General features: G+C 72.1%; 11 protein-coding genes. 7 read left to right on the top strand and 4 right to left on the bottom strand.

The window, feature by feature from the left end; genetic code table 11:
• Positions 1–17: 17 nt before the first annotated feature.
• A complete protein-coding gene (locus tag EAO72_RS13985; protein ID WP_148017617.1) occupies positions 18–3,008 on the bottom strand; it encodes a bifunctional [glutamine synthetase] adenylyltransferase/[glutamine synthetase]-adenylyl-L-tyrosine phosphorylase in 2,991 nt (996 codons plus the stop codon).
• 150 nt (positions 3,009–3,158) lie between these two features.
• Between EAO72_RS13985 and EAO72_RS13980 the strand changes: the two genes are divergently transcribed.
• Positions 3,159–3,674, top strand: coding sequence for a pyridoxamine 5'-phosphate oxidase family protein (locus EAO72_RS13980; RefSeq protein WP_148017616.1), 516 nt, complete (start codon positions 3,159–3,161; stop codon positions 3,672–3,674).
• A gap of 105 nt (positions 3,675–3,779) precedes the next feature.
• Here the strand turns inward: EAO72_RS13980 and EAO72_RS13975 are convergent, their stop codons facing one another.
• Positions 3,780–4,571, bottom strand: coding sequence for a putative protein N(5)-glutamine methyltransferase (locus tag EAO72_RS13975; RefSeq protein WP_148017615.1), 792 nt, complete (start codon positions 4,569–4,571; stop codon positions 3,780–3,782).
• Positions 4,572–4,786: 215 nt separating this feature from the next.
• Here EAO72_RS13975 and EAO72_RS13970 point away from each other — a divergent pair, with 215 nt between their 5' ends.
• Positions 4,787–5,365, top strand: a complete 579-nt coding sequence (locus EAO72_RS13970; protein ID WP_148017614.1) for a TetR family transcriptional regulator — start codon at positions 4,787–4,789, stop codon at positions 5,363–5,365.
• A 5-nt stretch (positions 5,366–5,370) separates the two neighbouring features.
• Here the strand turns inward: EAO72_RS13970 and EAO72_RS13965 are convergent, their stop codons facing one another.
• Positions 5,371–6,612 (bottom strand): NADH:flavin oxidoreductase, encoded by a 1,242-nt coding sequence (locus EAO72_RS13965; RefSeq protein WP_148017613.1) that lies wholly within the window; start codon positions 6,610–6,612, stop codon positions 5,371–5,373.
• Positions 6,613–6,794: 182 nt separating this feature from the next.
• A complete protein-coding gene (gene glnA, locus EAO72_RS13960; protein WP_136324925.1) occupies positions 6,795–8,156 on the bottom strand; it encodes a type I glutamate--ammonia ligase in 1,362 nt (453 codons plus the stop codon).
• Between the two features lie 243 nt (positions 8,157–8,399).
• Between glnA and EAO72_RS13955 the strand changes: the two genes are divergently transcribed.
• The 5 genes from EAO72_RS13955 (at position 8,400) to EAO72_RS13935 (ending at position 12,691) form a co-directional block, all read left to right on the top strand.
• Positions 8,400–9,077 carry a DUF3105 domain-containing protein gene (locus EAO72_RS13955; protein ID WP_261991465.1) on the top strand — a complete coding sequence of 226 codons (678 nt, stop codon included), beginning with the start codon at positions 8,400–8,402 and terminating at the stop codon, positions 9,075–9,077.
• A gap of 5 nt (positions 9,078–9,082) precedes the next feature.
• Positions 9,083–9,847 (top strand): DUF305 domain-containing protein, encoded by a 765-nt coding sequence (locus EAO72_RS13950; protein WP_261991476.1) that lies wholly within the window; start codon positions 9,083–9,085, stop codon positions 9,845–9,847.
• 122 nt (positions 9,848–9,969) lie between these two features.
• A complete protein-coding gene (locus tag EAO72_RS13945; protein ID WP_148017612.1) occupies positions 9,970–10,395 on the top strand; it encodes a CBS domain-containing protein in 426 nt (141 codons plus the stop codon).
• 206 nt (positions 10,396–10,601) lie between these two features.
• Entirely contained in the window at positions 10,602–11,063 is a 462-nt protein-coding gene (locus EAO72_RS13940) for a hypothetical protein (RefSeq protein ID WP_148017611.1), read from the top strand.
• A gap of 59 nt (positions 11,064–11,122) precedes the next feature.
• A complete protein-coding gene (locus EAO72_RS13935) occupies positions 11,123–12,691 on the top strand; it encodes a multicopper oxidase family protein (protein ID WP_148017610.1) in 1,569 nt (522 codons plus the stop codon).
• Positions 12,692–12,720: the final 29 nt, after the last annotated feature.

Below are 12,720 nucleotides of genomic sequence, written 5' to 3'. Positions count from 1 at the left end.
GCCCCGAAGGGGCCCCCTCACCCCCCGTAGAACCGCTCGTCCACCACCGCCCGCGCCCTGCGCGTAATGCGCCGGTAGTCGTCCAACATGTCCCCGACATGCCCGGGCTCGTACCCCAGATACCGCCCCACCGCGGTCAGCTCCCGCGGCCCGGACGGGAACGTGTCCGCGGGCCTCCCCCGCACCAGCATCACCGCGTTGCGGACCCGCGTCGCCAGGACCCACGCCTCGTCCAGCGTCTGCGCGTCCTCGCCCGAGATCAGCCCCGCCGCGCACGCCGCCGCCAGCGCCTGCCTCGTCCGGGTGGTGCGCAGCCCCGGCTCCGCCCAGCCGTGCTGCATCTGCATCAGCTGGACCGTCCACTCCACGTCGCTCAGCCCGCCCCGGCCCAGCTTCGTGTGGAGCGTCGCGTCCGCGCCGCGCGGCATCCGCTCGGACTCCATCCGTGCCTTTAGCCGCCGGATCTCCCGGACCGCGTCCTCCCCGAGCCCTTCCGCGGGGTACCTCAGCGGGTCGATGAGCTCGATGAAGTCGCGGCCCAGGTCGACGTCGCCCGCCATCGGCTGCGCGCGCAGCAGCGCCTGGCTCTCCCAGACCAGCGACCAGCGCCGGTAGTACGCCTCGTACGACTTAAGGGTGCGCACCAGCGGCCCGCTCTTGCCCTCGGGGCGCAGATCCGCGTCGATGAGCAGCGGCGGGTCGGCGGTGGGCAGCTGGAGCAGCCTGCGCATCTCGGCGACCACCCGGTTCGCGGCCCGGCTCGCCTCCTGCTCGTCGACGCCCTCGCGGGGCGCGTGGACGAACAGGACGTCCGCGTCGGAGCCGTACGAGAGCTCATGGCCGCCGAAGCGGCCCATGCCGATCACCGCGAACCGGGTGGGCAGGGTGTCGCCCCACTCCGCGCGGACGGCGGCGCGGAGCGCTCCGGCGATCGTGACGGCGTTCAGATCGGTGACGGCGCTGCCGACCCGGTCCACGAGGGCCCCGGGGTCGGGTTCGGCCGGACTCTCCTCGGTGCCGTAGGAGCCGATGAGGTCCGCGGCCGTCGTACGGAACAGCTCGCGCCGCCGCACCCCGCGCACGACCGCCACCGCCGACTCCGCGTCCTCCGAGCGCCCCACCGCGGCCAGCACCTCCTGTTCCAGGTGCTCCCGGCTGCGCGGCTTCAGCCCCTGCGGGTCGCCGAGGATCGCCACCGCCTCGGGGGCGCGCAGCAGCAGGTCGGGAGCGAGCCGGCCGGCGGACAGGACCCGGGCGAGGTTCTCGGCCGCCGCGCCCTCGTCCCGCAGGAGGCGCAGGTACCACGGGGTCTTGCCGAGCGCGTCGGACACCTTGCGGAAGCCGAGCAGTCCGGCGTCCGGGTCGGCGGAGTCGGCGAACCAGCCGAGCAGCACCGGCAGCAGCGTGCGCTGGATGGCGGCTTTGCGCGACACCCCGGAGGACAGCGCCTCCAGGTGCCGCAGGGCGGCCGCCGGGTCCTCGTAACCGAGGGCTTCCAGGCGGTGCGCGGCGGCCTTCGCGCTGAGCCGGGACTCGCCGGGGGCGAGCTGGGCGACGGCGTCGAGCAGCGGCCGGTAGAAGAGCTTCTCGTGCAGCCGCCGCACCACGGAGGCATGCCGTTTCCAGGCCTGGTTGAGCTCGGCGATGGGGTCGGTGCGCATGCCGAGGGAGCGCCCGAGCCGCCGCAGGTCCGGCTCGTCGACCGGGACGAGATGGGTGCGGCGCAGCCGGTAGAGCTGGATGCGGTGCTCCATGGTGCGCAGGAAGCGGTAGGCGTCGTCCAGCTGGGAGGCGTCCACCCGCCCCACGTATCCGCCTCGGGCGAGCGCCCCCAGGGCCTCCAGCGTGGATCCGCTGCGCAGGCCGGCGTCGTTGCGGCCGTGGACGAGCTGGAGCAGCTGGACGGCGAACTCGACGTCCCGCAGTCCGCCCGGACCGAGCTTGATCTCGCGGTCGACCCGGTCGGCGGGGATGGTGTCGATGACCCGGCGGCGCATCTTCTGTACGTCGGGGACGAAGTTCTCCCGGTCCGCGGCCTGCCAGACGAGCGGTGAGACGGCCTCGACGTACGCGGCGCCCAGCTCCGGGTCACCGGCCACCGGGCGGGCCTTGAGGAGCGCCTGGAACTCCCACGTCTTGGCCCAGCGCTGGTAGTAGGCGAGGTGCGAGCTGAGCGTGCGCACCAGGGGCCCGTTGCGGCCTTCGGGCCGGAGATTGGCGTCGACGGGCCAGATGGTGCCCTCGGCGGTCTGGTCGGAGCAGATCCGCATCATGTGCGCGGCCAGCCGGGTGGCGGCCTGCATCGCCGCGCTCTCCTCCGTGTGGTCGGCGGGCTCCGCCACGAAGATGACGTCGACGTCGGAGACGTAGTTGAGCTCGTGGCCGCCGCACTTGCCCATCGCGATGACGGCGATCCTGCACTGCGCGGCGTCGGCGGGCGTGGCCGTACAGGCGATGGCGAGCGCGGACCGGAGCGTCGCGGTGGCCAGGTCGGCCAGCTCGGCGGCGGCCTCGGCGACATCCGTCGTCCCGCACACGTCGCGTGCCGCTATCGACAGCAGGCACCGGCGGTAGGCGACGCGCAGCGAGTCGGGGTCTGTGGCTCCTTCCAGCTCGCGTACGAACTCGGGAACCCCGGGGTGCAGATCGGCCGCCTCATACGTGACCAGGGCCTGCCAGTCGCGCGGATGCCGGGCCAGGTGGTCACCGAGCGCCTCGGACGCCCCGAGCACCCCGAGGAGCCGGTCCCGCAGGGGCTTGGCGGTGACGAGGGTGTCCAGCAGGATCTGCCGCTCGTCGGCCTCCTCGGCCTCGACGAGCCGGACGACCCCGCGCAGCGCCAGATCGGGGTCGGCGGTGGCCCCGAGGGCGTCGAGGAGGACCGGGTCGGAGCGTACGGAGGAGAGTTCCGGCAGCTCCAGCAGCCGCTCGGCGGCGGACGGATCGGTGAAACCGTGCCGCAGCAGTCGGGTGAACGTGCTGCTCCTGCGCCCCGGCAACGTCGTCATTCCGCGCTCTCCTGCTCGCCGCCCGATCACCACCCAGTTCTACGAGCTTAGTCCGGGGTGCCGGTCCTGCACCGATGAGTACGGAGCGCATGCGTAGTCACCCCTTCGTAGGCAGGATCGTTTTCAGAACCCCGACCGGGAGGACCGACCATGTCCGCATCCGAACCCGTCGCCGAGCTGGACCCCCGTTACAGCAGCCCCGGGGCGGTGGCCGCCCCCTGGGCCGGTGCCCGGCGGCTGCTGTCCGAGGCCGAGCTGTACTGGCTGAGCACGGTCCGTCCGGACGGCCGCCCGCACGTCACCCCGCTGATCGGTGTCTGGTGGGAGGGCGCGCTGCACTTCTGTACGGGCTCCGAGGAACGCAAGGCCCGCAATCTGGCGGGCAACGCCGAGGTCGTCCTCACGACCGGGAGCAACGCGTGGTCGGAAGGGCTCGACGTGGTGGTCGAGGGCCGGGCGGAGCGGGTGACCGACGACGACAGGCTGGCCCGGCTGGCGAAGGTGTGGGAGACGAAGTACGGCACCGACTGGCACTTCGACGTGGCGGACGGCGGGTTCGTCGGTGCGCAGGGCAACCGGGCCGAGGTCTTCGCGGTCTCCCCGCGGACGGTGTTCGGCTTCGGGAAGGGCGACCCGTTCACGCAGACGCGCTGGAGCTTCGGCTGAGGAGGGCGTCCCGGACGGGCCGAACGCGCGGGCCCGTCCGAGGTGCCGGCCGCGCAGGCTCAGCCGGCCTGCCCGCCTCGGCTCAGCAGGTCTGGCCGCGCCGGCTCAGCCGGCCGGCAGGGTGCCGATGACGACGGTGGCGTACCACTCGTCGGAGGTGACCACGCGCGGCCGCAGTCCGCAGCTCCGCAGGATCTCCCCGGCGTGGGCCGCCTGCCGTTCGCTGGTCTCGCACAGCAGGCTGCCGCCCGGGACGAGCCACCGCGGCGCCTCGGCGGCCACCCTGCGCATCACGTCGAGGCCGTCGCCGCCTCCGTCGAGGGCGACGAGGGGTTCGTGGACGCGCGCCTCGACGGGCAGCAGGGCGACATCGCCCGTCGGTACGTACGGCACGTTGGCCAGGAGCACGTCGACGCGCCCGCGCAGGGAGCCCGGCAGCGGGGTGAAGAGGTCGCCCTCGTAGACCCGGCCCCGCTCGCCGACGTTGCGCCGGGCGCAGCGGACGGCGGCGGGCTCGACGTCGGCGGCGTGCAGCTCGACCCCGTCCAGCGTGGCGGCGAGGGCGGCGCCGAGTGCGCCCGAGCCGCAGCAGAGGTCGACCACGACGGCCGGGCTCGGGGCCAATTCCGCGGCCTGGCGGATCAGGAACTCGGTGCGGCGGCGGGGGACGAAGACTCCGGGGTCCACGGCGATGCGCAGACCGCTGAACTCGGCCCAGCCGAGGACGTGTTCCAGGGGGTGTCCGGCGACGCGCCGTTCCACCATGGCCGCGAGTTCGGCGGGACCGGCCGCGGTGGCGGCGATCAGATCCGCCTCGTCCTCGGCGAAGACACAGCCGGCGGAGCGGAGGGTGGTGACGAGAGAGGAGAGAGTGAGCGGTGACAGCGGGACCGGCATGGAGCGGAGAGCCTTTCGGGAAAACGCCGATGGGTGCTCCGCGGCCGGTTACGTCCGGTCGGCCACGCGATCATGTGAGGCGAGCACCCAGCCTGATACAGCGGTAATGGGTCCCACCTCCTTCGGTACGTCCCCGTGCGGGAATGCGAAACACTACCTCAGCACGGCCCCGGCCCGGTCCCGCCCGCCTGCTCCGGCCACGGATAATGGCAGTCATGGAGCGCTCTGTGGGACTTCGGGAACGCAAGAAGGAAGCCACCCGGCAGGCCGTGCACGAAGCGGCGTTGCGGCTGACCGTCGAGCACGGCTTCGACCAGCTCACGGTGGAGGCCGTGGCGGACGCGGCCGGGATCTCCCGCAGAACGTTCTCCAACTACTTCGCCGGCAAGGAGGACGCCCTGCTCCACGGCGACGAGCAGCAGATCGGGGAGCTCGTCAGGGCCGTACGCGAACGTCCCGCCGAGGAGGCCGCCTGGACGGCGCTCCGGGCGGCCATGACGCAGTTCGCCGTGCGCGTCGCACCACCGGAACGCGAATGGGCCGTCCGTACCCGGCTCGCCCTGCGCCACCCCTCTCTCCTGGCCCGCCAGCTCGCCAACCACGCGGCGCTGGAAAGCGATTTGGCGGAGGCCGTGGCCGCCCGCCGGACCCCGGTCCGCCCCGTGGTCCTCGCGGCGGCGTTCCTGTCCTCGCTGCGGATCGCGATGCGGATGTGGATCGAGGAGGACCTGGCCCGGGAGCCGGTCGAGGTGATCGACGAGGTCCTGGACGAGATGGGCCGGAGCTTCGCCTGAAGGCTTCAGTTCCTCCCGTACCCGCCCTCTCCCTCTTCCCCGACCAGCGGGCAGTGGGTCCCCGTGTAGATGGTGGGCATGCAGCGGTTGCAGTGGATGCACTGCGAGCGGGTGGCGGCGTCGCGCCCGCTGCGGTGCAGCAGGTCGGGCTCGCGCAGCAGAGCGCGGGCCATCGCGACGAACTCGAAGCCCTCCGCCATGCCCCGGTCCATGCCCTCCCGGTCGGTGACCCCGCCGAGCAGGATGAGCGGCAGGCCGAGCGCGGCGCGGAACTGCCGGGCGGATTCGAGCAGGTACAGCGGGCGGTAGGGATACGTACGGAACACCGCGCGCCCCACCGCCCGGATCGCGAGGCGCTGCGGAAGCGGGAAGTTGGCCGCGAACCCGGCGACGGGGGCGCCGCCGCGGAACAGGTACATCGGGTTCAACAGGGAGCTTCCCGCGGTCAGTTCGAGGGCGTCGACACTGCCGTCCTCCTCCAGCCAGCGGGCGACCTGGAGGCTGTCGTCCACGGTGAGGCCGCCGGGCGCCCCGTCTTTCATGTTCAGCTTGGCGGTGATGGCGAGCCGGTCGCCGAGGGCGTCGCGCACCGCCCGGGTGACGCCCAGCGCGACGGCGGCGCGGGCGCGCAGGGAGCCGCCGAAGGCGTCGGTGCGGCGGTTCAGCCGGGGGCTGAGGAAGGCGCTGGCCAGGTAGTTGTGGCCGAGATGGATCTCCACGGCGTCGAACCCGGCCTCGGCCGCGAGAAGGGCCGCCTCCGCGTGGGCCTTGATGACCCGGTCGATGTCCTCGGCGGTGGCCGCCTTGTTACGGCGCATGCTCAGCGCGTTGAACCCCGCCATCGGGGCGAGGGACGCGACCCCGTTGGACCGCCCGTCGGCCACCGGGCCGGCGTGGCCGAGCTGCGCGGACACGGCCGCCCCGGTACCGTGCACCGCCTCCGTCAGCCTGCGCAGCCCGGGCAGCGCCTCGGGCCGCATCCACAGCTGACGCCGCTCGGTGCGGCCTTCCGGGGCCACGGCACAGTACGCCACGGTGGTCATGGCCACCCCGCCCTCGGCGGGGCGCAGGTGGTAGTCGATGAGCTCCTGGGTGACCAGCGCGTCGGGCGTGACGCCCTCGAAGGTCGCGGCCTTGATGACCCGGTTACGCAACCGGAGCGGCCCGAGCCGGGCCGGTGCCAGCACGTCCGGGGCGCCGCGGGGTGCCTCTCCGGTGGGTTCATTCGTTCCCGGTCCATCCGCCATGGCGCGGAGCATCGCAGAGAACTGACGAATAGTCAGTAGTGGTGCGGCCGCGGATCGCACCCTGGGCACGCGCCCCGAAGACCGCGTTCCGGCGGGAAGCCGACCGGAACGACTTCGGGCCGACGGTACGAAACCGTCGGCCCGAAGCAACGCTCAAGCGCCTCAGCGGCGCCGGCCTGCGCCTACAGCACCGGCAGCAGTGCCTTCAGCTCGAAGGCCGTGACCTCGCTGCGGTACTCCTCCCACTCCTGCTTCTTGTTGCGCAGGAAGAAGTCGAAGACGTGCTCGCCGAGCGTCTCGGCGACCAGTTCGCTCTTCTCCATCAGCGCGATCGCCTCGCCCAGGTTCTGCGGCAGCGGCTCGATGCCCATCGCGCGGCGCTCGGCGTCGGACAGGGCCCAGACGTCGTCGTCGGCGCCGGCCGGGAGCTCGTAGCCCTCCTCGATGCCCTTGAGGCCCGCGGCCAGGAGCACCGCGTACGTCAGGTAGGGGTTGGCGCCGGAGTCGATGGAGCGGACCTCGACGCGGGCCGAGCCGGTCTTGCCGGGCTTGTACATGGGAACGCGGATCAGCGCGGAGCGGTTGTTGTGGCCCCAGCAGATGTACGAGGGGGCCTCGCCGCCGGCGCCCGCGGCGCGGGAGGAGCCGCCCCAGATGCGCTTGTAGGAGTTGACCCACTGGTTGGTGACGGCGGAGATCTCCGCGGCGTGCTTGAGCAGACCCGCGATGAAGGACCGGCCGACCTTGGAGAGCTGGTACTCGGCGCCGGACTCGTAGAACGCGTTGCGGTCGCCCTCGAAGAGGGAGAGGTGGGTGTGCATGCCCGAGCCGGGGTACTCCGAGAACGGCTTCGGCATGAAGGTGGCCTGCACGCCCTGCTCCAGCGCGACCTGCTTCATGACCAGGCGGAAGGTCATGATGTTGTCGGCCGTGGAGAGCGCGTCGGCGTAGCGCAGGTCGATCTCCTGCTGGCCCGGAGCGCCCTCGTGGTGGCTGAACTCGACCGAGATGCCCATGGATTCGAGCATGGTGATCGCCTGGCGGCGGAAGTCCATGCCGACGTTCTGCGGGGTGTGGTCGAAGTAGCCGGAGCTGTCCGCGGGGGTGGGGCGGGTGCCGTCGACCGGCTTGTTCTTCAGCAGGAAGAACTCGATCTCCGGGTGGGTGTAGAAGGTGAATCCCAGGTCGGAGGTCTTGGCCAGGATGCGCTTGAGCACGTAGCGCGGGTCGGCGAAGGACGGCGAGCCGTCGGGCATCAGGATGTCGCAGAACATCCGGGCCGTGCCGGGGGCCTCCGCGCGCCAGGGCAGGATCTGGAACGTGCCCGGGTCCGGCTTGGCGATCATGTCCGACTCGTACACCCGGGCGAAACCCTCGATGGCGGAGCCGTCGAAGCCGATTCCCTCGTCAAACGCCTGTTCCAGCTCGGCGGGGGCCACGGCCACGGACTTGAGGTAACCGAGCACGTCGGTGAACCACAGCCGGACGAACCGGATGTCGCGCTCCTCAAGCGTCCTGAGGACGAATTCCTGCTGCTTGTCCATAGCCACATCCTTGCAGTTCAGACGGTCCGTGCACCACCGCCCGGGGTAAGGGGGAGAGTCCAGTATCACGACCCCGGATTTCACCCAGATTACGCACCCGACGTGAGATGGAGCACTCGGCCACCCACTACGATCGTCGGCCATGGTGCGTACGGGGTGCGGCGGCCTCGCAACTGCCCCGCGCGCACCGGTTTCCCGACCCGTTCCGTCCTCTCATCGCCCCTTCGCAGAAGGACCCACGACATGAGCTTCGACCGCAGGACCCGCATAGAGCAGATGCGCAAGGCCGACCGCGCGCGTGACCGTCGCACCCGTGTGCTGGTCATAAGCCTCAGCGCCGTCGTCGTCGCAGGTCTCGTCAGCTTCGGCGCCTACACACTCATCGACCGGACGGAGGCCTCGGCCGACCAGAAGGCCGCCGATGCCAAGAACGCCGAGCAGTCCGAGGCGGAGAAGAAGGAACTGGCCGACGGGCCGATCCAGGGCGAGAAGACGTGGGACGCGAAGAAGCTGACCCGCAACCACGTCACCGAGACCGTCTCGTACCCGATGAAGCCGCCGGTCGGCGGTGACCACAGCCCCGTCTGGATGAACTGCGACGGCGATGTATACAAAGCGTCGATTCCCGACATGAACGCCGTGCACGCGCTGGAGCACGGGTCGGTGTGGGTGACGTACACGGACAAGGCCCCGGCCGCGGACGTGGACAAGCTGGCCGAGCGGGTCGCGAAGACGCCGTACTCGCTCATGAGCCCGTACAAGGACCAGGCCGGCAGCATCATGCTGAGCGCCTGGGGCAAGCAGGTCACGGTGGACAGCGCCGATGACCGCAGGGTGGCGCAGTTCTTCGCCAAGTACGTGCAGGGCCCGCAGACGCCCGAGCCGGGCGCCGCGTGCACCGGCGGACTGGCGGCTCCGTGACAGAGGTGACAGAGGTGACGGAGGAGGCGGCGGAGGAGAAGGCTGAACAGGCCGCGGGCGGGGTCCGGCGCCTCTGGTGGGCCGCCGGTTCCGCCGTCGTGCTCGCGTTGCTGTTCGCGGGGGCCGCGACCGTCGCCTCCGCGCGGGGCGACGGAGACGGGGACGGGCAGCACGCCGCCTCCGCCGTTCAGGCCCCGGCGTCCGGCTCAGCGGACGCCGGGTTCGCCCGCGACATGGCCGTCCACCATCAGCAGGCCGTGGAGATGTCCTTCCTGGTGCGCGACCGCACCGACGACGAGGACGTACGCCGCCTCGCGTACGACATCGCCAACACGCAGGCCAACCAGCGGGGCATGCTGCTCGGCTGGCTGGACCTGTGGGAGCTGCCGAAGGCGGCCGCCGGGCAGGAACCGATGGCCTGGATGGCCGCCGGGCAGCACGCGGGCCACGACATGGCCGGGATGCCGGGTATGGACGGCGGTTACGAAGCCCATGACGGCTCCCTCATGCCCGGCATGGCGACCCGTACCGAGCTCGGACAGCTCCGCGGGGCCAGCGGCAGGAAGGCCGGGATCCTGTACCTCCAGCTGATGACCGACCACCACAAGGGCGGCATCGACATGGCCCGCGGCTGCGCGGACCTGTGCACCGTGAAGGTGGAGAAGCGGCTGGCCCGGGGCATGGTCGAAGGCCAGGAGTCCGAGCTGCAGGCCATGGCCGGGATGCTCGCGACACGGGGCGCCGCGCCCCGGCCGGAGAAGGTGTCCTGAAACCTCCTTCCCCGGATTGCACCCGAATGGGTGATAGCGGTCGCGTGCCCCGGGCGAGCCCCACACGATGGGTTCGCTCGGGGTCGTACGCGAGTGCCCATCGGCACGCAGGAGGAAGCCCCATGACCACCGCCAAGGACATCATGCACACCGGCGCCACCTGGATCCCGGCGCACGAGACCCTCGACCGCGCCGCCCAGCTGATGCGCGACCACAACGTCGGCGCGCTGCCCATCTCGGAGAACGGCGAACAGGACCGGATGGTCGGCATCCTCACGGACCGCGACATCGTGGTCGCCTGTGTGGCGATGGGCCGGGACCCGTCGAAGGTGACCGCCGGCGACCTCGCGCAGGGCACGCCGCGCTGGATCGACGCGGAGGCCGAGGTGGAGGCGGTGCTGGAGGAGATGCAGTCCCACCGGATCCGCCGGCTGCCGGTCGTCGAGAACAAGAAGCTGATCGGCATGATCAGTGAGGCCGATCTGGCCCAGCACCTCTCCGACGACCAGATCGCCGGCTGGGCGGAGCAGGTCTACTCCCGCAACTGACCCGTACGCCGTGTGACCGGACGGCGGCCCGCCCCCCGGCCGGCCGTCCGTCGCCCGCCGCGTGACAGCCCGTCGCTCCCGCCCGACTGCCGGCTCTCCACAGCCGGACGGTCCGTTGTCCGTCGCCGCCGGACGCCCCGCTGCCCGCCGCGCGGGGGCGGCGGGCAGCCGCGATTCGCATACCCGGCGGGGGTAGGGTGGCCGGCATGTCCGGATCGAGGAGTGCGACGTACGGGCGGCTGCTGCTGTTCGCCGCGCTGCTCTTCGGGATCTTCACCATGCACACCGTCGGGCACCCTGCGGAGCACAGCGGCCCGGGGCACGCGATGCCGGCCGCCTCGCATGCGATGACCCGATCGGTGATGACCGAGCCTGTGACGGCCGGGACTGCCGTAACGGCCGGGACTGCCATGCCGACCGGACCCTCGGTGGCCCTGCGGCACGACGTCCCGGCGCCGGTGCCCGGCATGGACCCCCTGTCCGTCTGCGTCGCGGTGCTGGCTGCCTGGGGCGTCGCGCTGCTCACCCTGTGGCTGGTGGTGCGGCGGTGCGCCGCCCCGTCGTCGGGCCCGGGCCGCGGCCGGTCGCCGCGGATGCCCCGGCCTCCTCCTCCCCCGCCCCGGCCGCGCAAGGCCGCCCTCACCGGACTGTCGGTGCTTCGGATATAGGCGTCCCGCGCCCGTCCGTCCTCCAGCACACCGACCACATCCTTGAGGTGCACTCAGTCATGCCCGCTCAGCACACCCGACGCGCCGTGCTCGGCGCCTCGCTCGCCCTTGCCGGTACGGGAGTTCTCACCGCCTGCGCCGGCCGCGACGCCGCCGCGGACCACTCCGCCATGAACCACCCCGCCCCCTCCGGCACCACCGTCCCGGAGGGCTACGTCTCCCCCGACGGCCCGGAGGTCGCCGCGGCCGAGCAGCGGCGGGGCGCCGGACCCGAGCGCAAGGTCACCCTGACCGCGACCCCGTCCCGGCTCGACCTCGGCGACGGGCACACCGTCAGCTCGTGGGCATACGGGGACCGGCTCCCCGGGAAGGAGGTCCGGGTCACCGCGGGCGACACGCTCGCTCTCACCCTCGCCAACCACCTGCCGCAGCCCACCTCGATGCACTGGCACGGACTCGCCCTGCGCAACGACATGGACGGGGTGCCCGGGCTGACCCAGCGGGCCGTCGAGGCGGGGGCGGACTTCACCTACCGGTTCGCGGTGCCGGACCCCGGAACGTACTGGTTCCACCCGCACTCGGGCGTCCAGCTGGACCGCGGGCTCTACGCGCCGCTGATCGTGGACGACCCCAAGGAGCCTCTCGGCTACGACAAGGAGTGGACCGTCGTCCTGGACGACTGGGTCGACGGCGTGGACGGCTCCACGCCCGACGCCGTGCTCCAGGAACTCACCGGGGGCGGCGGGCACAGCGGTCACGCCATGCAGTCGACGGCCTCGCCCGCGAGCGGCGGGCCCTCGCGGATGCTGATGGGCGCCACCAGCGAGCTGCTGGGCGGCGACGCCGGAGACGTGGACTATCCGTACTACCTGGTCAACGGCCGCGTGGCGGAGGACCCTTCCTCCTTCACCGCACGGCCGGGCGACCGGATCCGGCTGCGGATCATCAACGCGGGCGGCGACACCGCCTTCCGCGTCGCGCTCGGCGGCCACCGGATGACGGTGACGCACACCGACGGCTTCCCGGTCCGGCACACCACGACCGACGCGCTGCTGATCGGGATGGGCGAGCGGTACGACGTCCTGGTCACCGCCGGGGACGGGGTGTTCCCGCTGACCGCGCTGGCCGAGGGCAAGAAGGCCTCGGCGATGGCCCTGCTGCGGACCGGGAGCGGCGCCGCGCCCGGCGCGTCCGTACGGCCGAAGGAACTGGACGGCGAACTGGTGACGGCCGACCGGCTGTCCCCGGACGCCTCGGTGGCCCTGGCCGTACGCGAACCCGACCGGACGGTGCGGATGCGGCTGACCGGTTCCATGGAGGCGTATGACTGGGCCTTCGACAGGAAGCCCTACACCGCCGACCAGCGTCATCCGGTGAAGGCAGGCGAGCGGGTCCGGATGGAGTTCCACAACCCGACCGCGATGTGGCACCCGATCCATCTGCACGGACACACCTTCGCGCTGGCCGGGGGCGCGGCCGGGGCCCGTAAGGACACCGCGATCGTGCTGCCCCGGCAGACGCTGACCGTCGACTTCGACGCGGACAACCCGGGTCTGTGGATGCTCCACTGCCACAACCTGTACCACGCGGAGGCAGGCATGATGACGGTCCTCGGCTACCGCCGCTGAGCGGATTCCCGGCGGGCCGTGCCGTATTT

It is taken from the genome of Streptomyces sp. OR43, from assembly GCF_008042275.1.
Classification (GTDB): domain Bacteria; phylum Actinomycetota; class Actinomycetes; order Streptomycetales; family Streptomycetaceae; genus Streptomyces.
Note: the sequence above shows the minus strand (reverse complement) of the source record. Positions and strands in the feature narration are given on the sequence as shown.